This is a genomic window from Hyalangium minutum (assembly GCF_000737315.1).
GTDB lineage: Bacteria > Myxococcota > Myxococcia > Myxococcales > Myxococcaceae > Hyalangium > Hyalangium minutum.
Window position 1 is genome coordinate 717,320 of the sequence record NZ_JMCB01000006.1, and the last position, 24,630, is coordinate 741,949.

Consider the following 24,630-nt stretch of genomic DNA (forward strand, 5'->3'; position numbering starts at 1 on the left):
ATGTTGAGAACCCGTCTCGGGGCTCAGCTTCCCTCGCGGCCCAGGCCATCTACCACGGTGCGGGCCTCGGCATCCTCGCGCTGGTGCGCCTCCACCCGAGGCACCTCCTCCCAGCGGATCCACCCGCGGCCGGCCGCGTGCCGCGCCGCCGTCACCGTGTCGTCCACCGCCACCAGCTCGCTCCCCGCCGCGCGCACGTCCGCCTCGATGCGCGACAGCTCCCGCGCCCGCCCTGTGCGCGAGGGCACGTTGCGGATGTACACGCAGCGGATGCGCCCGGGGAACTCGCGGACGATGGTGCGGTAGTGCTCCGCGTCCTCCTGCCCGCTGTCCCCGATGAGGATGAAGGGCAGACGCTCGAACGTCCCGAGCACCCCACGGATCTTGTCCAGCTTGTGGCTGTGCCCGCCCCCCGGCGCGAAGCCGTGGCGCGACAGCCCCCAGTCCCTCAGCAGCAGCGGCCCGGCGGGAATCCGGTGCAGCGCCATGAACTCATCCAGGTGCTCGTACAGGTTCCACGGGCTGCTGGAGACATAGAAGATCGGGTTGTCCGCCCCACCCTCGGGCCCGTCCCTCAGCGCCGTGTAGAACGCATCCACGCCCTCGAAGGGCAGCCGGGTGCGGTGCTCCGTGAGGAACAGCGCCCACGCGCGCTTCAGCGGGTTCGTCACCCCCGTGGCGATCACCGTGTCATCAATGTCGCTGATCACCCCGAACGCAGCCCGCGCCCCCGCCACCAGCACGGGCGCGGTCACGGCGGCCACGCCCTCGGGCTCCGGCGACAGCAGCTCCACCTCCACCGGGTTCCAACCCGGCACCACGCTCTCGGGCGGAGGCACCCACAGCTCCAGGAAGCCCTCCTCGTCCGTGGTGCCCTCCCAGCGCTTGCCGCCCCAGCGCACCGCCACGTGCGCGCCGGCGATCTCCCGCGTCGCGTAGCGCTTGTACGAAGCGATCGCGCTGCCCACCAGCGTCCGCCGCAGGTGCGAGGGCTTCACATGCCGATCCTCCAGCACGCGCCCCCGGATCAGCGCTCGCTCCGGTGTGCCATAGCCCCGGTAAGGAAGAATGCGCAGCGGCTGCGCCACCCCGAGCCGGCGGCGCACCCGGCGGCTCCAGCGATCCCAGGCCGCATCGGCCCGGACCGCGAACTCGAACAATGCTGGCTTGAACGCAGACATCAGCGGCGGTGCCTCTCCGGATCACCTGAACCGATACGAGCCCACTTCACCCACCCATCCTCGCCTCCCAACAGGGGGACCCTTGCTTCCATTTCTATCAAGCTTTCCTTAGATTTTAAGGGCTTGGAAACCGTCATAAAATGGGCCGTGGCTGCTCCGGAATCCCCCCCGCCTGGCCCGTACCTGGAGCCCCCCACCCTCCCTCGGAATGAGAAGGAGCGGCTGGAGGCACTGCGCAGCTACGAGGTGCTCGACACAGCGCCCGAGCCCTCGTTCGACGACATCACCCTGTTGGCCGCGCAGTTGTGCGGCACGCCCATCGCCCTCATCGCGCTGGTGGACGCGGAGCGCGTGTGGCTCAAGTCGCGTACGGGCGTGGAGGACAGGGTGCAGATGCCCCGGGACACGGCGTTCTGCGGCCGCTCCGTGCTCCACCCCGGACTGCACGTCGTCACGGACACGCTCGCGAATCCGCAGCTCGCCCAGCACCCGCTGGTCGCCTCCGAGCCGCACCTCCGCTTCTACGCGGGCGCGCCGCTCATCACCCCCAAGGGCGCGACGCTGGGCACCGTGTGCGTCGCGGATGTGGTGCCTCGCCAGCTCAGCCCCGCCCAGCTCCGCAGCCTGGAGGCCCTGGCCCGCCAGGTGGTCAGCCAGCTCGAGCTGCGGCGCATGAACCTGGTGCAGACGCGGCTCATCGAGGAGCTGCAGACGAGCTCCGAGCGCTTCTCCGTCATCCAGCACGCCACCGACGACATCGTCTGGGATTGGGATCTGGCCACGGGCCGCGTCACCTGGAACGAGCGCGTGAGCGAGCTGCTCGGCTACCCGCCGCAGGACGTGCGTCAGGACTCGGGGTGGTGGCCCTCCCTGGTCCACCCGGATGACCGCGAGCGCGTCACCGAGGGCTTCCGCCGCGCCGTCCACGGCGGCAAGTCCGTCTGGTCCGACGAGTACCGCCTGCGGCGCGCCAACGGCACCTATGCGCGCGTGCTCGACCGCGGCGCCATCCTCCGCGGCTCGACAGGGGCGCCCGTGCGCATCCTCGGCACGGTGATGGACATGAGCGAGCGCGAGGAGATGCGCTCGCGGCTGGCGCTGGCCGACCGCATGGCCTCGGTGGGCACGCTGGCGGCCGGGGTGGCGCATGAGATCAACAACCCCCTGGCCTACGTCATCGCCAACCTGGACTACGCCCGCCAGGAGGTGGAGGCGGCGGCCACGGCCCAGGTGCCTCCCGAAGCGGTGGAGCTGCCCCGGGCGCTGCGCGAGGCCCGTGAGGGCGCAGAGCGGGTGCGGCTCATCGTCAAGGACCTGAAGACGTTCTCCCGGCCGGACGATGCGCGCCTGGAGGCGGTGGATCTGCGCCGGGCCATCGACACGGCGGTGACGCTGGCGTGGAACGAGATCCGCCACCGCGCCCGGCTGGTGAAGCTGTATGAGCCCGTGCCCGAGGTCTGGGCCAACGAGGCTCGGCTGGGGCAGGTGTTCCTCAACCTGATCATCAACGCGGCGCACGCCATCCCCGAGGGCTCGGCGGACCGGAACGAGATCCGCGTCATCACCCGGCTGGACTCGCGGGGCCACGTGGTGGCCGAGGTCCAGGACACGGGCGCAGGCATTCCCGAGGACCTCCGCCCGCGCGTACTGGAGCCCTTCTTCACCACCAAGCCTCCGGGCGAGGGCACGGGCCTGGGGCTGTCCATCTGCCACGGCATCGTCACCCGGCTGGGCGGAGAGTTCCAGTTCGACAGCGAGGTGGGCCGGGGCACCACCTTCCGCGTGGTGCTCCCCCCGCTGGCTCAGGTGCGGACGGCGCAGAGCGAGGAGAAGAAGCCGGTCAAGGCCGCGAGCCGTGCCCGCATCCTCGCGGTGGATGACGAGCAGTTGGTGCTCAACGCGATGAGGCGCACGCTGGGCTCGGAGCACGAGCTGCTGCTCTTCAACCGCCCACAAGCGGCGCTGGCGTGGCTGGAGCAAGGCGAGCCGTGGGACATCATCTTCTGTGATTTGATGATGCCGGAGATGACGGGCATGGAGTTCCACGCCGAGGTGAAGCGGCGGATGCCCGAGCGGGCCGATGAGATCATCTTCGTCACGGGCGGTGCCTTCACGGCCGCGGCCCGCGATTTCCTCGGCCACATCCCCAACACCCGGCTGGAGAAGCCGTTCAACCCGGTCGAGCTCCGCCAGCTCATCCACGCGAGGCTCCAGGCCCGCTGAGGACTGGCGCACCGCTCACTCCCTGCGCCCCAACGTGCGGTCCAGGTTGTACGCGGCGCTGATCAGCGACAGGTGCGTGAGCGCCTGGGGGAAGTTGCCCAGCGCCTCGCCGGACATGCCCGTCTGCTCCGCGTACAGGCCCACGTGGTTGGCGTAGCCCAGCATGCGCTCGAAGGTCAGCCGGGCCTCCTCCAGGAAGCGGGGCTGCGCCACGCTCGCGCGGGTCATCGCCTCCACCAGCCAGAAGCTGCAGAGGTTGAAGGTGCCCTCGCGGCCGGCGATGCCGTCCAGCGTCGCGTCCACGTCGTACCGGAACACCAGCCCATCCGACACCAACCCGCCCTTCTCGGGCGGCCGATGCATGGCATCCAGCGTGGCCAGCATCCGGGGGTCCACCGGCGACAAGAAGAAGACCAGCGGCATGAGCAGGTTGGCCGCGTCCAGCGCCTCGTGGCCGTAGGCCTGAATGAAGGCATGGCGCGACTCGCTCCAGCCCTTCTGCATGATGTCCTCGAAGATGTCGTCGCGCACCGCGAGCCACCGGGCCCGGTCCGCCGGGAAGCTGCGCTTGTCCGCCAGCCGGATGGCCCGGTCCACCGCCACCCAGCACATCAACTTCGAGTACACGAAGTGCCGCCGCCCGCCGCGCACCTCCCAGATGCCCTCGTCCCGCTCCTTCCAGTGGTCGCACACCCAGTCCACCAGCCGCCGCAGGTGCCTCCAGAAGTCGTAGCTGATGGGCGCGCCGTACTTGTTGTAGAGGTACACCGAGTCCATCAGCTCGCCGTAGATGTCCAGCTGGAGCTGATCCGCCGCCGCGTTGCCGATGCGCACCGGCTGGGCACCGCCGTAGCCGCTCAGGTGGTGGAGCTCTTCCTCGGGCGGCACGCGCTTGCCGTCGATGGAGTACATGAGTGACAGCGGCGCGTCCTCGGGCAGCTCCGCGCAACGTGCCTCCAGCCACCGCATGAAGGCGCCCGCCTCCTCCTTGAAGCCCACGCGCAGGAAGGCGTAGACGGTGAAGGCCGCGTCCCGGAGCCACACGTAGCGGTAGTCCCAGTTGCGCACGCCGCCCGGGGACTCGGGCAGGCTGCACGTGGGCGCCGCGACAATGGCTCCCGTGGGCTCGAACGTCATCAGCTTCAGCGCCAGCGCCGAGCGCTGCACCATCTCCCGCCAGCGCCCCGTGTACGTGCACTTGGACAGCCAGTGGCGCCAGTAGTCCACCGTCTCCCGGAAGAGCGCCTCGGCGGACTCGTGGCTGTGCACCGTGTCCGTGCAGGTCTCCGGCGCGCCCTCGCGCAGGGCAAACACCGCGGACTGGCCCGCATGCAGCTCGAAGCGGCTGCGCACGCCCCGCGCATCCCTGCCCAACTCCACCTTCGTGGACAGCGTCAGGCACAGGCTCTTCGAGACAAAGCTCACCCCGCCTGGGATGAGCCTCGTGGTGTGCTCATCCCGGCCGTAGTTGAACGCCGGGAAGCACTCCATGCGGAACGCCATGGTTCCACGCACCACCCGCACCCGCCGCACCACCTCGCGCTCCTGCCTGTGCACTCCTGGGTGGCCCAGCGGCATGAAGTCGACGATCTCCGCCACGCCGTTTGGCGTGTAGAAGCGCGTCACCAGCACGTTCGTGTCCGGCCAGTAGAACTGCTTGCGCACCACCCCGTCCGGCTCCGGGCCGATGCGGAAGTGGCCGCCCTTCTCCGGATCCAGCAGCGCCGCGAAGACGCTCGGGCTGTCGAAGTGCGGGAAGCACAGCCAGTCGATCGTGCCGTCCGTCCCGATGAGTGCCACCGTGCGCAGGTCGCCGATGACGCCATGGTCCTCGATGGGCACCGATCTGCCTGACTGCCAGTCTCGTCCCTCGCTCGGCTTGGGCCGGCTCCCGCTGGCGAAGCTGTCTCCGGGCTCGTGCTGTCCTCCTCCCACGGTACGCTCCTCCTCACCCGAAGGTGATGACGTGCTTGATGCCGCCGACCTTGCCTGAGACCACCTTCTGAAACTCCTCGGGGGGATGGCGCGCGGTGACGAGCCGCTCCACCCGGCCGGGCCAGCGAGCCTGGAAACGCCCCAGGTCCTCCAGCGCCGCCTCGAAGTCCACGTCCGCCGCGTTCACCGTGCCGAGCACCAGCTGGTTCTTCAGCACGAGCTGCTTGAGCAGCGCCGCCCCGTCCAGCTCCAGCGGCTCCTTCCGCCCGGGCACCCCGGTGAAGATGAAGCTGCCGTTGGGCCCCAGCACCCGCAGCACGTCGAACGCCGCCTTGGAGGCCCCCGCTGCCTCGTACACGAGGTCCACCGCGCCCACGCGCTTGGCCAGCTCCTCCACCGGCACCTCCTTCGAGGATATATAAGGAGCACCGAAGGACTCTGCGGCCTCGGCCTTCTCGTTCGGCTTGGGCGAGCGCGAGTACACCGTGGTGGCATACCCAGCCCGCAGCAGCACCATGGCCCCGAGCAGCCCCACGGGGCCCGCTCCCAGCACCACCGCCCGGCCCGGCTTCTCCTCCCAGGGCAGCCGCTCCCGCAGGTGCTCCACCTCGCGCAGCGCCTTCTCCGCGACGGTGAGCGGCTCGGTGAGCACCGCCACGGCGCGCAGCTGCGAGGGCACCCGGTGCAGGTACGCCACGTCCTCCACGAAGAACTGCGCGCAGAAGCCGTGCGCCTTCTGGATGCCGCGCTCCGTGTAGTCCCCGGTGACGCAGAAGTCCGGATACCCGTGACGGCACGCGGGGCAGTGCTCATGCGGGCACGGCCGCCGCACCCGAGGCACCACCAGGTCTCCCGGCTCGAGCCCCTGGACGCCCTTGCCTACCTCCACCACCTCGCCCAGGGCCTCGTGGCCCACGATGAGGAAGTCCTCGCCGTCGGGAGGCGTGCCGTAGCGGAAGGCGGTGATCTCCTTGTCCGTGCCGCACACGCCCACCTCCAGCGTGCGGACACGCACCTCCGTGGGTGAGCGCAGCCGCGGCTCGGGCGCATCCTCGAGGACGCGCACCTCTCGGGACTTTGGGAAGACGGCAACGGCCTTCATGGCGGCGCTCCTCCTCGGGGACTGCCAAGCTGCTCTACATGCGGCGGAGCGGCGCGGGTTTCATCCGCTTCTGAAGGCAAGGGCCCATGGGTGAACAGTCGAGCGGAGGCCGGGCCGTCCGGGTGCTCGGCGGTGCGCACTTGCGGATTCCTGGTGCCGCCGCGCGCCGGTAGGTCTATGACGGTCCCGTGACTGGACCTGCTACCCAGGAGCCCTCCGGGGACACTGCCGCCCCGGCTTCCCGCGGACGGTCGACGGCCCTCGGCGCTGGCGCCGTGCTGCTGCTGGCCGGCCCCTTCCTCGTCTTCAGCTTGATCATGTTCAACCTGAAGGCGCGCGTGGAGCTGACATGCGACCCCGGCGGCCCCTGTCAGTTGTTGCATCGCAGCTGGCTCGGCCAGGAAGAGGTGGGGATGTTCCTCCTGCCAGAGCTTCAGGAAGCCACGGTCGAGCGCAACCGCAGCGACAAGCGGGACGCCGCGGTCCTCTACAAGCCCATGCTGGTGACGGTGCGCGGCACCTTCCCGCTCAGCGCCCAGTGGCTGGAGGACGAGGCCCAGGCGCAGAACACCGTGCGGGTGGTGAACAAGTTCCGGTCCAACCCCTTCGCGAGCCGCAAGGGCTTCAAGCTGTTCCACGACCACCGGCGCGGGTCACTGATCGTCGGCTCTTCGTTCGGAGGGGTGGGTGTGGTGTTGATCGGGCTGAGCCTCTGGCTTGCCTTCAAGGCCCGGCGCCTGCTGCGCGCCGAGCGGGCCGCCCGAACCGCTCCTCCGGCTCCGGCGGCTTGAGTCCGCTCGCCGGGCCGGGCCCTCACCGCGCCCGGCCCCAGCCCATGAGCCCGGCTAGCGCGGCACGGGGAACGTCTCGGTCCTGGGCGCCGGAGCGCTGATGGCGTTCAGCGCGTTGGCCGTGTACCAGCTCAGGTTCTTGAAGGACGTGAACTGGTCGGGATCCCAGTTGTTGCCCGTCGGCTTGGGGCCCGGCTCCGGTGCCGGGTCACCAATGTCCGTGCACGGATCATAGGTCGGATCGCCAGCCTCCTGCGTCTGCTGGGGCACGGCCGTGGGCGCGGGAGACGGTGGCGGCGGCGTGGGCTTCGTGGAGGGCGCGGGCGCCGTGCCCCGCAGCTTCACGCGCTCCGTGTAGACGGTCACCGGGACCCGGCTCGCGTAGAACTGAGTGAAGGCCTGCTGCTGCGTCGCCCGGCCCCCCTTGAGCAGGAAGGTGAAGCTGCGCGTGTCCGTGTTCACGCCCATGGCCGTGTACGAGTTCGTCGCGGGGCACAGGCCCACGACGATGTGCGTGGACGGGGGCAGTGCCGGCAACGTCCCCGTGTCCGGGATGCGCTGCGCCGGCGGCGGCGTGGGCGCGGGCCCTCCGGGCGTGGCGGAATCCTCCGTGGGGGTGGGCTTCGGCTCCAGCACCTTGCAGCCGGTCGCGAGCAGGGCCAAGGCTGCGTACAACCACAGCATTCTCTTCATGGTGTCTCTCCTGTGATGGGAACTGCGGTGAAGCGTGCGTCACTCGAACACGAGCACGGAGCGCGCCCAGCTCTCGGGGTCGCGGCGCAGCCACTCCATGCGCACGTCCCGGAGCGCGGCGGCGGCGGTCTGCCCGGAGCGGATGCGCTCCTGGACGGCCAGGAAGAAGGGCCCTGCCTCCGCGTCTGGGATGTCCACTGTCGCGGCCAGCACCGTGCGCGCTCCCGCCTCGATGAAGGCTGCGGGCAGGCTGAAGGGCTCGTGCACCTGCAGCCCCGTGTGCGCGGCCCGGCACGCGGCCAGCGTCACCAGCGGCGCTCCCTCCAGCCGGTGCGCGCGGACCTCGGCCGCCGTGAGCGCATACCGGCCGCCCTGCTCGGGCGAGAGCACGATGAGGGACGCATCCGAGAGCGTTGGGTTGATCAACCCGTGGGCGTGGATCTCAATCTCGGTCGCCCGCGTCATGGCCTCCAGCACGTGGGCCGGCGTGGCGTCCGCTCCCGAGAGCACGTGGATGCCCGTGCCCACCGGCTCCCAGGCTCCCAGGCGCGGCAGCTCGAGCGCCGCGGGCGCCTCCACATCCTTCACCACCAACCGTTGGGCAGGCAGCGCCGGAGGCGGAGTCCGCGAGGCGGGCAGCACGAGGTAGCGCCAGGCCAGGTCATCCGGCAGCAGCCGCGCGCGGCCGTGGAGGGGAGGGCGGGCCAGCACGCTCACCTGCTCGCAGGCCCGGAGCGGCGCCACGAGGGCCTCGGGCACCACCCCTCGCGCATCCGCGCTGAGCGGCTGACGGCGGCTCTCGTCGTAGTACCCGTGCAGCTGCCCATCCGGGCCGTACGCCACGACGAGCGTCCGCTCCCGGTCCACGGCGGCCGCCAGCAGGCACCGCGCGGGCAGCGTGTCACCGGCCTCCTCGGCGAAGAGCGCCAACGCCTGGGGCCACTGGCCCGCCTTGCCCGCAAGGCTCAGCAGCGAGGCATAGGTGAGCGCCCGGGCCTCCTTCGCCTCGGCGCTCGCCTTGGGCAGCCGGTTGGCCTCCTCGATGGAGCGCCGGAGCAGCTCCTCGCCCCGGGAGGAGTCCTGCTCGATGAGGAAGCGCCCCTCGATGTGCAGGGCTACCGCGTGCCGGCCCGGGCTGAGCTTCCCCGCGCGGTCCAGCGCCTCGAGCCCCTCGAGCAGCTTCCCATCCTGCGAGGGGTCCGGGCTGAGGCGCGCGAGCTCGGCCAGCGTCATCCCTCCCGAGAGCGACTGAACACCGCCACACTCGAGGGCCTCGCGCATGGCGGCGCGGGCCTCGCTGATCCGCATCTCCTCCAGCAGCGCGAGGGCATCATTGGCGCGCACGAAGTGGCGGGTGGCACAGTCTCCCGGCACGCGGGCAAGCGCCTCATCTAGCAGCGCCCGCGCCAGCCCCGCCTGTCCCTGGAGGCGCGCGAGCTGCCCAAGCGACAGCATCCGATCGATCTCCGCGCCCCAGAAGCCCGCGCGCCGCTGCCAGACCAGGGCCTGCCGCGTGCTCCGCGAGGCCTCGGGGAGCCGCCACAGCTGGCGGTACACCTCTCCCAGCGTCCCTTGCAGCGCGCCGCACCGGTACAGCTGCTTCCCGTCCTGGCACAGCCGCATCGCGGAGAGCAGGAGCTGCTCGGCCTCCAACAGCTCCCCGCGCGCGAGGGCCACCTTGGCGCGCTCGTGCTCGGCGGCCAACTGGAACCAGGGGTCCCGGGTCCGCGCCGCCAGCCGGGCATAGTCGTCGAGGTCCTTGTCCACCTCCCGCGCGAACACGAGCGTGCCCAGCAGCAAGTCCAACTCCCCCGCGGCTCGGAGCTGGCCGAGGTACGCCGGCGTGCCTCCGGGCACGGTCTTGGACTGGAAGACATACGAGCGGTAGAGCTCGGCCAACGGTCCCCGGCGTTGGAAGTCCCGGGCCTCAGCCCAGCGGAGCGCGTCGCGCAGGACGCTGCCGCCGAAGTGCGCGTCGAGCGTCTCCGCCACCGGCCACAGCTCCTTGAGCCGCTGCCCATCGGGGGCGGCGCGGATGGCGTCGTAGAGATAGAGGCGGTAGAGGTCCGGCCGCTCCCGGAGTTGCTCGGTGGAGACGGTGCCCTTGTCGAGCACCAGCGCCACGCCCGCTTGGAACGCGTCGTTCCAGTCCTGCTGCTCCCGCCGCAGCCGCTCCCGCATCTCCTGAGCGCGGGTGCGGGCCTCGTCCGCCCAGCCTGGCTCTCCGAGCGTGGCCACGGCCTCGAAGGCCTGGGCGGACAGCGTCCACAGCTCGAGCTCCCGGAGTGCCAGCCCGCGGTTCCACAGCGCCTGCGCCGAGCGCGGTGCGTGCTGCAGCGCCTTGTCCAGCTGGGCAATGGCCTCCGCGGCATCCCCGTCCGTCAGCGCCAGCACGGCGCGATCATTGAAGACCTCGGGTGAGTCCTCCGCCTGCTGGAGGTAGGAGGCCGCGAGCTCCGGCGCGCCTCGCCCCAGATAGGCAGCAGCGAGCCCCCGGAGATCTCCCTTCGCCTCCAGCTGAGCCAAGGCCTGCAGCGACGGGCCCGAGGCCAGGGCTCCACTTCCTCTCGCCGCGGCATGGTAGGGGCGGTAGCGGTCCGCAGCTGGGTGGCTCAACCGGGCCTCGATGAAGCGCACGGGCCCAGGTGACAGCCAGGCGGCTTCCTCCTGCTGGGAGCCCGAGCCTCCACCCTGGCCGCGGAACCCGAAGACCGCCGCCACCACAGCAAGCCCCACCAGCGGCAGGCCCACGGCCACGAGCCGCACGCTTCCCCCCGTCCACTTTCCCTTCAAGCCAGGCTCCCCTAGCGCTGAGCTGCCCCCATGCATGCCCCTTCAACGAAAGGGCGCCGGAATCTTCCCGGGCCGAACCCTACAACTGTCCGTCAGGGCATGCAGGCAGGCGAGCACCCGGTGCCGTCTGGCCGGTCGAGCAGCGCGTGGGGAGACTGCCTACCTTTGCCCCAATGCTTCGAGCCTTGCTGGCACGATGGAAGAGTTCGCTGCGCCTGTTCCGACCGGCGCAGGTGAATGCGCAGCGCGCGAAGATTGCCGTGGCAGAGCTGGGTCACCGCTATGCCAACAAGGTGATCGCGCTCAAGAACGTGAACCTCAACATCCGCTCGGGCGAGTTCGTCTGCCTGCTCGGCCCCTCCGGATGTGGCAAGTCCACGCTGCTCTACGCGCTGGCCGGACACGTGAAGCCCACGGGCGGCACCGTCGCCATCGACGGAAGGAGCATCTCCGGCCCGGCGCCGGATCGGCTGCTCATGTTCCAGGAGGCCGCGCTCTTCCCGTGGATGACGGTGCTCGGCAACCTGAAGTTCGCCCTGGCGGCCCGAGGCGTGCCTCGCAAGGAGCGCGAGCCGCGCGCCCGCGAGTTCATCCGCCGCGTGCACCTCTCGGGCTTCGAGGACACACTGCCCCACCAGCTCTCCGGCGGCATGAAGATGCGTGCCAGCCTGGCGCGGGCGCTCGCGGTGGACTCGGCGGTGCTGTTGATGGACGAGCCCTTCGGCTCACTGGACGCCCAGACGCGCGTGCACATGCAGGAGCTGCTGCAGTCCATCTGGCTGCGCACCTCGAAGACGGTGGTGTTCGTCACGCACGATGTGCACGAGGCGCTGATGCTCGGCACGCGCGTGGTGGTGATGGCGCCCCGGCCGGGCCGCATCGTGAAGGACTTGGAGGTGCACCTGCCCATGCCGCGCTCAGCGGAGGACGCGCGGCTGGACGAGATGGCGCGCTACCTCCGGGTGCTGATGCGGCAGGTGGAGACGCCCGAGAGCACGCTGGTTCCTTCGCGCCAGCGCGTGGAAAAAGAGACGGGGCTGCAGCAGTGAGCAGGAGGTGGGGCACATGAAGCGGTGGGCGCAGAAGCTGGGCGTGATGGTGCTGCTCCTGGCGGTGTGGGAGGGGCTGGCGCGGCTGGGCATCTGGTCCCCGCACCTGTTCCCGGGGCCCTCCACGGTGGCGAAGAGCCTGGGGGCACTGGTGGCGGACGGGCGGCTGGGCGCCGCGGTGCTGCGCTCCATGGGACGGCTGGGACGCGCGTACCTCATGTCGGTGGCCATCGGCGTGCCGCTCGGGCTGGCCAACGCGCGGCTCGCCTTCTTCCGCAACGCGGTGAAGCCCGTGGTGATGGGCCTGCAGGCACTGCCCTCCATTTGCTGGCTGCCGCTGGCGCTGCTGTGGTTCGGCCTGAATGACGCGGCCATCCTCTTCGTGGTGGTGATGGGCAGCGTGCTCTCCATCGCCATCGCCACCGAGGACGGCGTCAACGCGATTGATCCGCAGCTCATCCGCGTGGCCCATACGCTCGGGGTGCGCGGCCCACGCTTCTCCTTCGGGGTGCTGATTCCCGCGGCGCTGCCCGGCATCGTCACCGGCCTGAAGCTGGGCTGGAGCTTCGCGTGGCGCGCGCTGCTGGCCGGCGAGCTGCTCTTCGTCTCTGGCGGCCTGGGCCAGCTGCTCACGCTGGGCCGCGAGCTGATGGATGTGCCGCTGGTGATGGCGGTGATGGTGGCCATCATCGCCATTGGCATCCTCGTGGACCGTGTCCTCTTCCAGACGGTGGAGCTGCGCGTGCGGCGGCGCTGGGGCCTGCTGCCCTCCGTGTGAAGTGGCGGACGGCCCACCCTCGAACCTGTTGCTCCGAGTGAAGAGCGGCCCCATGTACCGGGGCCTATGACTCCGGTCCGCTCCCAGCTCTCCCTGGCGCTGCTCGTCCTGCTCACCACCACCGGCCTCGGCTGCAAGAAGTCCGGCGAGGCGAGCAGCGACCCCAACACACCGCTCCGCTTGGGCTTCTTCCCCAACATCACCCATGCCCAGGCGCTCGTGGGCAATGCCGAGGGTGCGTTCTCCGCGGAGCCGGGCCTCGGCCGGCTGGACATCAAGCAGTTCAACGCGGGCCCCGCGGCCATGGAGGCGCTGGTGGGGGGCTCGCTCGACGTCTCCTACGTTGGGCCGGGGCCCGCCATCAACACGTACCTCAAGGCAGGCCGCGAGCTGCGCATCATCGCGGGCGCGGTGAACGGAGGCGCGGTGCTGGTGACGCGCACGGCGAAGTCTCCCGCCGAGCTGAAGGGGAAGAAGCTGGCCAGTCCCCAGATTGGCAACACGCAGGACATCGCGCTGCGGCACTGGCTGCAGGCGCAGGGCCTCAAGGCGGCCAGCGAGCCCGGAGCCGATGTGCAGGTGGTGCCGCTGAGCAACCCAGACATCCTCGGGCAGTACATTCACGGCTCCATCGAGGGCGCCTGGGTGCCGGAGCCCTGGGGCGCCCGCATGGTGGCCGAGGGCGGCGGACAGATATTGGTGGACGAGCGGGACCTCTGGCCGAACCGCCGCTTTCCCACCACCGTGCTGGTGACGACGAAGAAGGTGCTGGAGGCGCGCCGTCCTCAAATCCTCGCGCTGCTGCGCGTGCACCGGCGGCTCACCGAGCGCTGGAAGGCGGACCCCGAGGGCTTCGCCACCGCCGTGAACACTGCCTTCGGCAAGCTCACCAGCAAGCCCCTGCCGCCCGCCGTGCTGAAGGAGGCCTTCTCGCGGCTGGAGCCCAGCCTGGATCCGGAGCCCTCCGCGCTGGCCGAGTCGGCGAAGCACGCCAAGGAGCTGGGCTACCTCACCAGCGACGACATCCAGGGGCTGGTGGACCTCAGCCTGATGGAAGAGGTCCGCGCCCCGCCTCAGTGAGGGCTACTCGGTGCGCGGCGTGGAGGACTCGCAGAGGTGCTCGAGGAACTCGGGCAGCAGCGTGTGGGAGATGATCCACAGCTTGCCCTCGCCCAGGTCCGCCAGGGCGGCCCGCTCGGCGTACTCCACAACCTGGGCCTCCACGTAGTGCACGAAGACCGAGCGGCCGCGCTCCTTGTACCAATCCGCGGCCCGCGTCAGCAGCGCCAGCATGGCGTCCTGCACCTCGGGCAGCCCCTCGTCCAGCAGGGGGATGATGCGGATGCCATCCAGCACGTGGAACAGGTTGAGCCCCCGGTGCGCCGTCTCCAGGATGGCCACCGCCACGGCCTTGCCCTTCGAGCGGGCGACCATCACCGAGCGCTCACGCGAGAGCTGCGCCGTGGCCCACAGCTCCTGGGTGGCGGCCAAGTCGAACCGCTCCGGCACCAGGTCCAGCGCCTCGCGGTACGCCAGGGGCTTGATCTTCTCGAGGTGCGTGAAGAACTGCTGCTTCTCCTCGGAGGTGATGTCCCCCACCTCGATGCCGTCCGGGAGGGCCGGCCACGCGTTGTCCACGTCGCCTTCCATCAGGCGGAAGGACATCACCGCGGACTGGCCCGTGTGCTCGTACCACTGGGCGAAGTCGAAGTTGATGAAGCGGATCCACCGGACGTTCGCCTCGCAGTAGGCGAAGAACCACTTCACGTCCGGGTCAATCTGCGCAGGCTCGAAGGCGCGCAGGTAGATGTCGCGCAGGGCCTCGCGGGCGCTGACCTTCTTGTCGGCGCTCGGGGACTGCTGGCGTGCCAGCTGGTGGGCCAGCCAGCTGCCCGCGTACGGCTTGAGGGCCGAGAGCGTCGCCTCGACACCGCCGGACATGGGCTTCACGGCACGGTAGCCGATGCGCAGCTGGCCATCGAGCTTGCTCTGGGCCTCGTAGAACTGGCCCTTGAGCGCGGCGAACTTCAAGGGCTCCTTGCCCGACAGCCGGAAGTAGCCGGACTTCTCGAAGAGCTCCCACGTGCCCGGGTTCCAGTCACCCGAGACGCGGGTGCGCGGGTGCATCTGCTCCTCGACGAGCTCGCGCCAGGCCAGCGCCTGATCCGCGCCGATGGGGCTCACCCAGATGCCGCAGCGGCGGCCGCGCGAAGAGCTGGAGATGTTGCGCACCTCGGCGAAGAGCTTCACCGGCGCGCGGCCCGGCATCTCCACCTCCATGCACGGAATGCGCATGCCGGGGTAGAGCAGATCCTCACCGGGCTCCGTGATGAAGGACAAGCCCTCGTAGGACACGTCCAGCATGGCGCGGTGCACGCGGACCTGCGGCCACAGCGGGTGCTCGAAGGACAGGTGGCACTCGATGCTGGTGGGGGCGCGGCGCAGCCACCGGTGGCGGTAGCGCGTCAGCTCCTGCGGCAGCGACATCATCCACAGGCCCTGCTCCATCCAGGCCTTCTCCACCCGGAAGTAGAGCACCGAGCTGTAGCCGAAGGCCTCCATGGCAAAGGGCGCCGGGGGCAGCGGACCCTCGGCCCTCCAGCCGATGACGCCGTCGTACTTGTCGAAGTGCTCGGCGTAGACCTCCGTGCGCGAGCCATCCTCGGCGCGCGCCACACCGCGGGTGGTGCGCGTGGCCAGCGCCTCGCAGATGCGAAGGATGCGCTCGGGGCGGGTGATGGTCTCCCGCCACACGGGGCGGGCCTCGGGCGTGAGCAACTGCCCGCTCTCGCGCATCGACTCCAGCGCGGAGACAATCTTGCGGCCCGCCTCCAGCGGAGGGGCCACGAAGCGCAGCCGCAGCTCGGGCGGGGCCTCGGGGCCCCCGTTGGAGATGTCCGTCACCTCCGCCTGCAACGCCGTCGTCCAGCGCTCCCCCAGCCCCAACACCACCGAGGCGGGCTGGCCCGGTCGCAGCTCCGCGCACGAGGCCAGGTGCAACGTCAGATGCTCCAGCGACAACTGCACCAGCCGGCCCTGCGAGTCGTGAGCATCTCCAAACGAAGCCACCGCCGACAGGTCGGTTCCCATCCGGTAGCCCAGGATCGCCTCGCGGGTCGACATCCGGTTATCCGACTGCATGGGAGCTCCAACGCGTCAGAACGGCTTTACGTAGATAGCAGAACAATTTCATACCACGGTTCCGCTAGACTTCCCCAACCGAAATTTCTTTCTCAGAGGGTGACCAGCGCTTCCCCAAGGCGCACCTGCCTTGGCCCGGGGTGACAAATCCCGATCATTCCGCAGTGTGTCATTCTAGAAAATCCGAAGTGGGCTCCAGTCGATAGGCGCGCTTGTGGCGTCCACAATTGATCCTCCTGGTCCTCAAGGACAAGAAGGAAAAGCGTTTCAATCCAATCTCTCTCTTTGTTCTGGAAATTCTAGTTCTAAAAGCAGCGAAGTTCCAGCTCCAGCAGGGTGTCCTCCAGGCCACCATCGGTTCCGGAGCCTCCAACGAAGTACACCTGCGCACCTGCACCGCCCGTGAGGGCATGGTTGCGGCGAAGCGGGAGGGGCGCGGCGGGAGTGAAGCGCTCGGAGGCCGGATCAAACCAGACGCCGGGGGCTCCATTGCCATCCTCGATGTAGACCCAGCCGTTGCCCGCGCGGGTGGCGCGAGGGGCGGAGCGAGGCATCTCCATGGGCCGCAGCTCCCGGACGCGCACGACGGAGCCCGAAGTCTCGAAGAGGAAGGCGCGGGCGGAGGGGACGCGCACGGTGTCGGCCTGCTCGAAGCCACCCACCACCAGCGCGCGGCCGCCCGAGAGGCCCACCACGGCGGGTGCCTCGAAGGCGGCGGGGAGGCTGGGCCCCACGCCGAGGGCTCCGCTGGGGCTGATCACATCCGTGCGCGCGGTGGCGCCCGAGCCTGCACATCCCCCGGCCAGGAGGAAGGCGTCTCCGAGGGGTGCTCCACCCGAGGGACAGGGGATGGACAGGCGGCCCAGCACCTGCTGCGCGCCAGTGGCCGGGGTGACACGCACCGCGAGGTTGCTCTGCTCCGAGGTGCCTTCCTGGGAGGGGGCCAGGGCGCCACCGGCCAGCACCACGTCGTCGCCGAGCGGGCCTGCCGCGGCGCCTCGGGCGGTGAGGACGGGGAAGAAGGGGAGGCGGGTGGTGCCTCCATCCAGTTCCAGCCACTCGAGGCTGGGCTCGGGGACGTTGCTGGTGCGGACGCCTCCCAGCACGCCGACGCCTCCATCTTTCAAGGCCACCACGCTGGCCTCGGCGCGCTCCACGGCCAGCGAGCGCGAGGAGAGCCGGCTCGATGCGGTGAAGTAGACCTCCAGCGCTGGGCTCGGGCGCCCCAGGCTGTCCCGGCCACCTGCCACGACCAGGGCCTCCGCGAGAGGGCCTGTGCCAGGCACCACCGCGATGGGGAGGCCTCGGCGTGAGAAGCCTTGCCGCACCACGGGAGTGCCCACCTGCCCGCTGGGGCACGTGCAGACACCCCCGCTGCAGGTGAGCCCTCCAGGTTGGCAGCGCTGGGCCTCGCACGCGGGGTCCGCGCAGTCGCGCAGACCGTCACCGTCGTCGTCCAGGCCGTTGTCGCAGACTTCGGTCGCCATGCCCGCGTCCGGTGGCGAGGGGAGCGGGGGCAGCGTCAGCGTCAGGGTCGCGCCGCCCTTCTCGGTCAGCGTGGCCTCACCGGAGGCGGAGGAGCGCACCACACCGGCGAGCTCGGCGGTGGCGCGTACGGAGATGAGGGTGCCTGCGGGGGTCGCGGGCCCGGACTCGAAGTTGAAGGTGGCGGGCAGGTGCAGCTCCGCGCCCTCGAGTGTGGCCAGGGCGAGTGGGGTGGTGGTGCTGCCTTGGAAGGCGACCACCGAGAGCCGGTCGAAGTCCGTGCCGGGCGCCAGCGAGCCTTCCACCACCACATGCACCCCGCCCCGGGTGGACTCACACGCGAGCAGCGGCCCGAGGAGCAGCAACAGCAGCCAAAGGGAGCGAGAGCGCGGATTCACAAGGCCGTGAGTCTACAGGCCACGGCGCGCTCGGCCACCGCCACAGCAACCAGGGGCGTGCGCATCAGTGCGGTTCACGCTCCCATGCGCGCCACGCCACCGGAAGGACGTGTGGCGAAGGCTGTCACTCCTCCCAACCTTTGAGGTAGGGTCCCGCACAGGTCATCTTTCCGTGCGCGAGTGGAACCCTCCCACCGCCCAGGAGCACTGACGTGAAGCTGTGGCCGTTCGTGGTCGTTCTGTGGGGTCTCGTCCTCGCTGGCACTGTCTACATCTGGTTCCGCGATCCCAATCCTGGATCGTCCAAGCGGGTCGGCCGGGAGCTGCCGCGCCTACCGCTCGATCGAATCGAGGCGCCCTTGCCGCCGCGCTTCGCGGGCCCATTGCCCTCACAGGTGGAGAACTTCGCGCAAGCGTTGGAGAAGGGCCCACCCCTGTCCTATGTGCAATCCCGCTTGCTGGAGGGCGATCGAGAGATGGGGGAGAAGTTCCTCTCCGTGCTCCGCCAGATGGCTGCTTCGGCTCAGGGCCTCGAGGAGCTCTGGTCCACCTATGGGGTGGTGCTGGGACCCGGCCGGCACAACCTCATGGGAATCGTCCCTTCCATGCCACAGGACGACTTGGGCTACGCCAGGACCTTCGAAGACGAGGGCGTGCCGTGCGCGTGGCTGAGGGAGCGGCTGGATGAACCTGACGAGGAGTTCCCGCTCCTGCGGGAGCTGTTCTGGCGAAAGCTGGTGCGCTGCCCAGGAGCCGAGACGACAGCCCTCTTCGCCCGGGAGGACGCGCCGGTGGAGAGCGTGCTGCAGCACCACTCCGCTTTCGACCGTCCGCGCTTCACCCCCGCGCTGGAGAAGGCGGTGCGCCGCATCCTGACCCAGAACCGGGAGGAGCTGTTCCAGGAGGCCTGGCGTTATCTCTCGGCCAGCCAGGAGCCCGTGGCACGTGAACTCAGCGAGGAGCTGCGGCGCCGGGCACTCGGCGAGCTGCGTGCCGCGTTGGATCAGCAGGCTGCGAGCAGAGAGCGCGCTCGACAGGAGAAAGAGGCGCTTCCGGCGAAGTGCCCTCCCGTGCCCACCCGGCCAGAGGGAATCAGCGATCTCATGCTCAGCCGATGCCTGGAGCGGTGGGCCGCGAGCAACTGGGCGGCGACCGCACGCTTTGCCCTCTCAGCCGCCAGGTCCCCCGAGCTTCAGGACGCCGACCCAGAGAGGCTCGCGACACTCAGGAACTTCTCATCCCTCGCGGAGATGAGGGGTTGGGCACGGGAGCGGAGGCTGCTGCCGGAGGGGGCGCCGAACCTGGCCGATGAGCCGGAGAGCTTTTACCTGAGCGCCGTCATGGAGCAGGCCCAGCGTGCCTTCCGCATCGGAATCGCGGATGCGGAGTTTCCCCGCCGGCATGACGCGCTCCTCGTGACCCTGGCCTGGACGGCGCGGCCGGAGCTCTCTGGCGTGGTGTTCGAGCAGCTCCCCCCAAAGAGCCCTGTGCGCCGCTGGGGTGAGAAGCCCTCGAGCGAGGAGTACACCCTGCGAGCCTACGCGGACGGGCAGCGCTTCTCCGTCAAGGCCCGGAACGCGTACTCCGTGCACGACATTGGCGCGGTGCTCGGGCTGCTCAATCAAGTGCTCGAAGCCAGGGGGAGCCCCCATCGATTCGCGGCGCTGAACACGGACTTCTGGGAAGTCCCTGTCGTGTTCGGACCGGAGGCGTCCCTGAGAGAGGCGGACGCACGGGGATTGTGGCGCCTGGGGGATGGGCAGGAGATCCTCGTTCAAGCCGAGGCACACCTGTGGGAGGGCACTCGGACGATGAAGCGCGATATCTCCTTCTGAGCCTCCGGACGCCCACACACCCACAGTCCGCCCAGGGCAGAACCCCGGGCGGAAAATTCCCCCTACCGGCCATTCGATCCCCAGGGTTTAGCGGTGTAGACTTGATTTTCTCAACATGGGTGGGTCCACGCTGCCGCTCGCCCCGGACGCCTTCAGCGGCCGGAAGCTGGGCAAATACGAGGTGCTCTGCCGCCTATCCACGGGCGGAATGGCGGAGATCTTCCTCGCGTCGCAGCGCGGCCTGGCCGGCTTCCGCAAGCTGGTGGTGCTCAAGCAGATCCTCCCGGACATCGCCGGCGAGGAGGAGTTCGTCCAGATGTTCCTGGACGAAGCCAAGGTAACGGCCGCCTTCAACCACCCCCACATTGCCCAGGTGTTCGACCTGGACGTCGCCGACGGCGAGCTGTTCCTCGCCATGGAGTTCGTCCCGGGCGCCACGCTCGTGGAGGTCGCCAAGGCCTGCCGCACGGTCGGCGAGCCCATCCCCATGGGCTTCAGCCTCGAGGCTGTGCGCGACACGGCCCTGGCGCTGCACTACGCGCACACCTTCACGGATCCGCTGGGCCGGCCCTCGTCCGTCATCCACCGGGACGTGGCCGAGAAGAACATCATGGTGACGTACGAGGGCGTCACCAAGCTGCTGGACTTCGGCATCGCCAAGAGCGTGGCGCGCAAGAGCCGCACCCAGGTGGGTATGGTGAAGGGCACCAGCGGCTACATGTCCCCGGAGCAGATCCTGGGCGAGCCGCTGGACGCTCGCAGCGACTTGTTCAGCCTGGGTGTGGTGCTGCACGAGCTGCTCACGGGCCTGCGCCTGTTCCACGCGAAGACGCCGCAGGCGGGCGCCAGCGCGGTGCTGCACGGACAGATTCCGCCGCCCTCACGGGTGAACAAGGCCGTCCCGCCCGAGCTGGACGCCATCGTGCTCAAGGCGTTGGATCGCCGCCGGGAAGAGCGGTACGCCACGACGCTGGAGTTCGCCCGGGCGATGGAGCGCGCGGTGGGCCCGCTCTTCTGGCACCCGGAGCAGAGCGCCGAGCTGATCCAGCGCCACTTCTCCGAGCGGCGCGAGCAGACCCGGAAGCTGCTGATGGCCGAGCGCGCCATGAGCGGCGAGTCCACTGGCCAGGTGAACGTGGCGCAGTTCCTCAGCGCCGCCACCCAGCCCGAGGCCCCCGTGCTCGTGCCCGAGCCGGGCACGGTGCCCACGGGCCCCACGCTGCCGCAGATCACCCCGCAGCTGCCCCCGCAGCGGCTCTCGCAGACCGGGGTGCCCTCGCTGAGGACTTCCTCGCCCGAGGCCCCTCAGTCGAAGCCTCCCACGCCCCGGCCCTCGCTGGCAGGGGTGCCCGCAGTGAAGCCCCTGCCGTCTCCTCCGGCTCCCGAGGAGACGCAGTCAAAGCCTCCCACGCCGCCTCGGGGCTCCAATCCTCGCCGCTCGGGAACGAGCACCGCGCTGCCCTCGTCACCGGCCGCGGATCCCGCGAACGTCCGCCGGGCCGTGTTCGAGCCGCTGCCCCAGAAGCGCGCCACCACCACCACCCTGCCCGAGGCCATTCCTCCGGCTCCGCTCCCGAACGAGACCACCGCCCGGACGCACCCGGGAGACACCCTGCTCGATGGACAGGAGCCAGACCTCGAGAACGCGACGCGTCCCATCCGGGTGGACATGCACTTGATGGGGACGATCCCCGTCAGCGATTCACCTCCCTCCCTCCGCAGCCCGCCTCCCGAGGACGAGCACACGCCGTCCGGCCGGGGCTCGCACGAGGTGAAGACCGCCCTGGTGCGGTCGGTCTCGAAGACGAACCACCAGCGCCTCGCGGATCCGCCCTCGGCCGCACCCGGCTCCCGCCCGCCTCGCCGCCGTGAGCACACGCCGGTCCCCATCCGAGCCGCGCCGGCAGAGGATCCGTCGACCACGGCCGTAGAGGAGGAAGACTTCACCTTGCCGCCCGTCCGAGGGCAGCGTGAGGACTTCGAGGAGCCGGAGCTCACCACCCGGCCGGTTCGCGTGGCACAGTTCGACGAGCCGGAGCCGCAGTCGGACACCAACGAGACCTACGTCCCCGAAGGTGAGGAGGGACCCACCATGGTCTCCCTGCCCAGCGCCTCCACCGCTCGCAAGCGGCAGAAGCAGGGCAGTGGGGCGTGGATGGTGGTGCTGACCGTGGGGATGGTGCTGCTGGGCGGCCTGGGCGTGGTGATTGCGCTCGGCCTGGATGGAGGCTTCGTCATAGGGCTGATCTCGCCTCCACCTCCCCCCACCGAGGAGCTGGGAAAGCTGCAGCCGATTGCCCGCCCCACGACTCCGGCCACGACTCCGGCTCCCGAGACCCCGGCGAAGCCTCCCGCGCCCGAGCCAACGCCCGCGCCCGCGACGGCCCCCGCCCCCGCTGCGGCTCCTGCGACCCCGCCCCCTCAGACCCCGGCGGCAGCTCCCGAGGCGGGCTCTCCGGCGACGGCGGCCCCCACGGCTGCGCCTTCAGAAGCCGTGGCCGAGGCAGTGACGCCCCCACCGGCAGCCGAGCCCGTGGCGAAGCCCGAGGGTAAAACCTCCGAGAAGGAGGGAGACGCCCTCAGCGTTCCAGACCTGGCGTCCACCCCTTCGGTGAAGAAGACGGCGCGGCCTACCAAGCGCACGCGGCGGGATTCCTCGGACGACGACTCCGATGATGACGGCGTCTCTGGCAGCGGCGCCCTCACGCTGGTCACCCAGCCGTACGCCAAGGTGTACCTGGGCCGCCGGTATCTGGGGGACACGCCGCTCTTCAAGGTGTCCCTGCCTGCGGGCAAGCACTCGCTCAAGCTGGTAGGCGCGGACGGCCGCACCCGGCGCCTGCAGGTGGAGATCAAGACGGGCGAGACCACGGCCCGGCAGCTTGCGCTCGACGAAGTGGCCCAGGAGTAGCCAGCCGGCCTCCAGGCCTGCAATGGGTTCCAGGGCCGTACGTAACCAGGAGACTTGAGGCTCCGAGCCTCACCCTTTCCTGAGAGAGCACCGCCATGAAGACCCTTCGCATCGCCCTGGCCGTCCCCACCCTGCTGCTGGCCACCGCCTCCTTCGCCGAGCCCTCGGACACGGGCGCGACGCGCGAGGTTGCCGACTTCAACGGAGTGGAGGTGAGCAATGGCATCTCGGCCAAGGTGAAGGTAGGCCCCAAGTCCGTGCGCATCTCCGGGGACGAGAAGCGGGTAGGCCAGGTCCGCACCGAGGTGGTGGACGGCAAGCTGGTGGTGCAGATGGAGAAGAAGTCCTGGTTCGGCGGAGGCTCCAGCAAGGGAATCGAAGTCACCATCTCTAACCCTCAGGTGACGAGCGTCTCGGCCAGCGGCGGCGCGAGCATCGATGCGGAGGCCAGCGCCGCGAACACCTTCTCCGCGGAAGCCAGCGGCGGCGCCGTGATCTCCGTGCGCAACGTGGACGCGAAGAAGGTGGAGGTGGAGGTGAGCGGCGGCGGCGAGGCGACGCTGAAGGGCCGTGCGGACACCGTCGACGTGGAGGCCAGCGGCGGCGCAGTGGTGAATGCCCAGGAGCTGAGCCACAAGTCGCTGGACGTGGAGGCCAGCGGCGGCACCGTGGTGAACGCCAACCCCACCGATCGCATCGAGGCGGATCTGTCCGGCGGCTGTGTCGTCAACGTGGCCAGCGCTCCCGCCCAGCGGGAGGTCGAGTCGTCCGGCGGCTCGGTGGTGCACTACAGCAAGAAGTAGCCCGCGGCGGGCGCCTCATGCGTCGAGGTTCAGCGACGCCTCGTGCAGGCGCTTGCCCTTGCGATCGAAGATCTCCACCCGCAGCGTGGGCTCCTTCCAGCTCAGCCGGGTGAAGTTGCTCACCCGCGTGTAGCCACCATGGCGGGTGAGCTCGTAGTCCGCCTGCCCGTCGAGAATGCCCTCGTGCTTGAAGAGGAACTCCGGCGCGTTGAGGGCCGGCGCGTTGAACGCCGACGAGATGACGGAGTGCACGCGGAAGTCCGGCCGAGAGATGCTCCTCAGCTCGCTCCAGAATGACACGTGCACGTCGCCCGACAGGAACACGGTGCGGTGCACGCCGTTGTCTCGCACGAAGTCCAGCAGGTGCTGGCGCTGGTGCTGGAAGCCCGCCCACTTGTCGTTGCGCTCGCCCATGGCCCAACCCCCGAGCTTCAGGTCCGGGAAGAAGGGCACCGCGGACACCACGAACTTCAGCCCACCCCGATCCGCCCTCATCCACTCCTGGAGCGCCTGCATCTGCCGCGCGCTGATCAGCTCCGGTGGCTGTGCCCGGTGGTAGCGCTCCGTGCGGATGTCCATCACGAAGAAGCGCGCGGGGCCCGACTGGAACGTGTACCAGTAGTGGTCCAGCAGGTTGGTGGCTCCCGCCTCGCCCTTGCGCTCCAGCGCCGGGCCGTGCACCACCTGGTAGCAGCGGTAGGCCGAGAGCGCCGCCAGGAAGCGCCGCTTGTTCTCCGCGAGCTTCTTCTCGCTCAGCTTCGGATCATTGAGCCGATCCATGGACCAGTTGTCGGCGATTTCATGGTCGTCCAGCGTCATGTACGTGGGCACGCGGGACATCAGCCGCCGCAGGTTCGGCTGGGTGAACGAGCGCTGGTAGTTGGCGCAGTACTGCGAGAACGTCTGGCTGTTGGCCGCCAGGTCCGCGTAGATCTGATCGCCCGCCATCATCAGCAGATCCGTGGCAACACCGCCCTCCAGCTGCTCCAGGATGCTGGTGTAGACGCGGTCTCCCCGGTCCGGCAGCCCCGTGTTGAGCAGCTCCTCGAGCCCCGGCGTCGGGTGGCGGCACGAGCCCACCACGAATGAGATTTCCGAGCTGCCCGGCGGCCGCATCGTCCGGAAGGCCCCCGCGCTCGCACCCTTCAGCTCCAGCGCCTGGGACGGCAGCGGCGGCTGGGCCTCCGCCTGAGAGAAGAAGTAGCCCATCCGGTACGCATACGCGCGGCCCGGCGCCAGCCCCGAGAAGTCCACACTGCCGGTGTAGTCATCCTCGGGCAGCAGCTTGAAGTAGCGCGCCTGCGCCACAGTGGTGGAGCCAGGCTCCAGCACCTGCGCCACGCCGTAGCACCATTGATTGCTCCCCGAGGGAGCAGGCGCGCCCCGGCCCCACAGCCGCACCGTCGTGTCCGTGGTGTGCCCGACGATGGGCCCTACTGTTACCGGCTGCACAGCAAGCGCGATGGCCATGAGCTTCCCCTCCCCCGCTTCAGGGTGATCCGCCGTGCCCAC

16 protein-coding genes are annotated in these 24,630 nt (G+C 69.9%); 8 read left to right on the plus strand and 8 right to left on the minus strand.

Features of this window, described 5'->3' with window-relative positions; all coding sequences use genetic code 11:
• Positions 1 to 23: 23 nt before the first annotated feature.
• Entirely contained in the window at positions 24 to 1,181 is a 1,158-nt protein-coding gene (locus tag DB31_RS18410; protein ID WP_044189311.1) for an App1 family protein, read from the minus strand.
• 147 nt (positions 1,182 to 1,328) lie between these two features.
• Here DB31_RS18410 and DB31_RS18415 point away from each other — a divergent pair, with 147 nt between their 5' ends.
• Entirely contained in the window at positions 1,329 to 3,404 is a 2,076-nt protein-coding gene (locus DB31_RS18415) for an ATP-binding protein (protein WP_240486751.1), read from the plus strand.
• A gap of 15 nt (positions 3,405 to 3,419) precedes the next feature.
• Here the strand turns inward: DB31_RS18415 and DB31_RS18420 are convergent, their stop codons facing one another.
• Together DB31_RS18420 and DB31_RS18425 are read right to left on the minus strand one after the other, a co-directional pair.
• A complete protein-coding gene (locus DB31_RS18420; RefSeq protein WP_276203631.1) occupies positions 3,420 to 5,339 on the minus strand; it encodes a glycoside hydrolase family 15 protein in 1,920 nt (639 codons plus the stop codon).
• Positions 5,340 to 5,352: 13 nt separating this feature from the next.
• Positions 5,353 to 6,441: a glucose 1-dehydrogenase gene (locus DB31_RS18425; RefSeq protein WP_044189313.1), complete on the minus strand. Its 1,089-nt coding sequence runs from the start codon at positions 6,439 to 6,441 to the stop codon at positions 5,353 to 5,355.
• Between the two features lie 188 nt (positions 6,442 to 6,629).
• Here DB31_RS18425 and DB31_RS18430 point away from each other — a divergent pair, with 188 nt between their 5' ends.
• A complete protein-coding gene (locus DB31_RS18430; RefSeq protein ID WP_044189315.1) occupies positions 6,630 to 7,232 on the plus strand; it encodes a hypothetical protein in 603 nt (200 codons plus the stop codon).
• A 54-nt stretch (positions 7,233 to 7,286) separates the two neighbouring features.
• On the opposite strand, the gene DB31_RS18435 is transcribed toward DB31_RS18430, so the two are convergent.
• Positions 7,287 to 7,925, minus strand: a complete 639-nt coding sequence (locus DB31_RS18435; RefSeq protein WP_044189318.1) for a hypothetical protein — start codon at positions 7,923 to 7,925, stop codon at positions 7,287 to 7,289.
• A gap of 39 nt (positions 7,926 to 7,964) precedes the next feature.
• A complete protein-coding gene (locus DB31_RS18440) occupies positions 7,965 to 10,718 on the minus strand; it encodes a CHAT domain-containing protein (protein ID WP_052420075.1) in 2,754 nt (917 codons plus the stop codon).
• A gap of 173 nt (positions 10,719 to 10,891) precedes the next feature.
• Here DB31_RS18440 and DB31_RS18445 point away from each other — a divergent pair, with 173 nt between their 5' ends.
• The 3 genes from DB31_RS18445 (at position 10,892) to DB31_RS18455 (ending at position 13,625) form a co-directional block, all read left to right on the plus strand.
• Positions 10,892 to 11,767 carry an ATP-binding cassette domain-containing protein gene (locus tag DB31_RS18445; protein ID WP_044189320.1) on the plus strand — a complete coding sequence of 292 codons (876 nt, stop codon included), beginning with the start codon at positions 10,892 to 10,894 and terminating at the stop codon, positions 11,765 to 11,767.
• A gap of 16 nt (positions 11,768 to 11,783) precedes the next feature.
• Positions 11,784 to 12,545 carry an ABC transporter permease gene (locus DB31_RS18450; protein WP_044189322.1) on the plus strand — a complete coding sequence of 254 codons (762 nt, stop codon included), beginning with the start codon at positions 11,784 to 11,786 and terminating at the stop codon, positions 12,543 to 12,545.
• Between the two features lie 66 nt (positions 12,546 to 12,611).
• The gene (locus DB31_RS18455; RefSeq protein WP_044189324.1) at positions 12,612 to 13,625 is read left to right on the plus strand and encodes an ABC transporter substrate-binding protein; all 1,014 of its coding nucleotides are present in this window, start codon (positions 12,612 to 12,614) and stop codon (positions 13,623 to 13,625) included.
• Positions 13,626 to 13,628: 3 nt separating this feature from the next.
• On the opposite strand, the gene DB31_RS18460 is transcribed toward DB31_RS18455, so the two are convergent.
• A complete protein-coding gene (locus DB31_RS18460) occupies positions 13,629 to 15,686 on the minus strand; it encodes a hypothetical protein (RefSeq protein ID WP_044189326.1) in 2,058 nt (685 codons plus the stop codon).
• Positions 15,687 to 15,991: 305 nt separating this feature from the next.
• Positions 15,992 to 17,569: a Kelch repeat-containing protein gene (locus DB31_RS18465; protein ID WP_044189329.1), complete on the minus strand. Its 1,578-nt coding sequence runs from the start codon at positions 17,567 to 17,569 to the stop codon at positions 15,992 to 15,994.
• A gap of 212 nt (positions 17,570 to 17,781) precedes the next feature.
• Here DB31_RS18465 and DB31_RS18470 point away from each other — a divergent pair, with 212 nt between their 5' ends.
• The 3 genes from DB31_RS18470 (at position 17,782) to DB31_RS18480 (ending at position 23,118) form a co-directional block, all read left to right on the plus strand.
• Positions 17,782 to 19,404, plus strand: a complete 1,623-nt coding sequence (locus tag DB31_RS18470) for a hypothetical protein (RefSeq protein ID WP_044189330.1) — start codon at positions 17,782 to 17,784, stop codon at positions 19,402 to 19,404.
• A gap of 115 nt (positions 19,405 to 19,519) precedes the next feature.
• A complete protein-coding gene (locus DB31_RS18475; RefSeq protein WP_044189333.1) occupies positions 19,520 to 22,315 on the plus strand; it encodes a protein kinase domain-containing protein in 2,796 nt (931 codons plus the stop codon).
• A 95-nt stretch (positions 22,316 to 22,410) separates the two neighbouring features.
• Entirely contained in the window at positions 22,411 to 23,118 is a 708-nt protein-coding gene (locus DB31_RS18480; protein ID WP_044189335.1) for a head GIN domain-containing protein, read from the plus strand.
• A gap of 15 nt (positions 23,119 to 23,133) precedes the next feature.
• Here DB31_RS18480 and DB31_RS18485 read toward each other — a convergent pair whose 3' ends face one another.
• Positions 23,134 to 24,588, minus strand: a complete 1,455-nt coding sequence (locus DB31_RS18485; RefSeq protein WP_157232042.1) for an alkaline phosphatase D family protein — start codon at positions 24,586 to 24,588, stop codon at positions 23,134 to 23,136.
• Positions 24,589 to 24,630 lie beyond the last annotated feature (42 nt).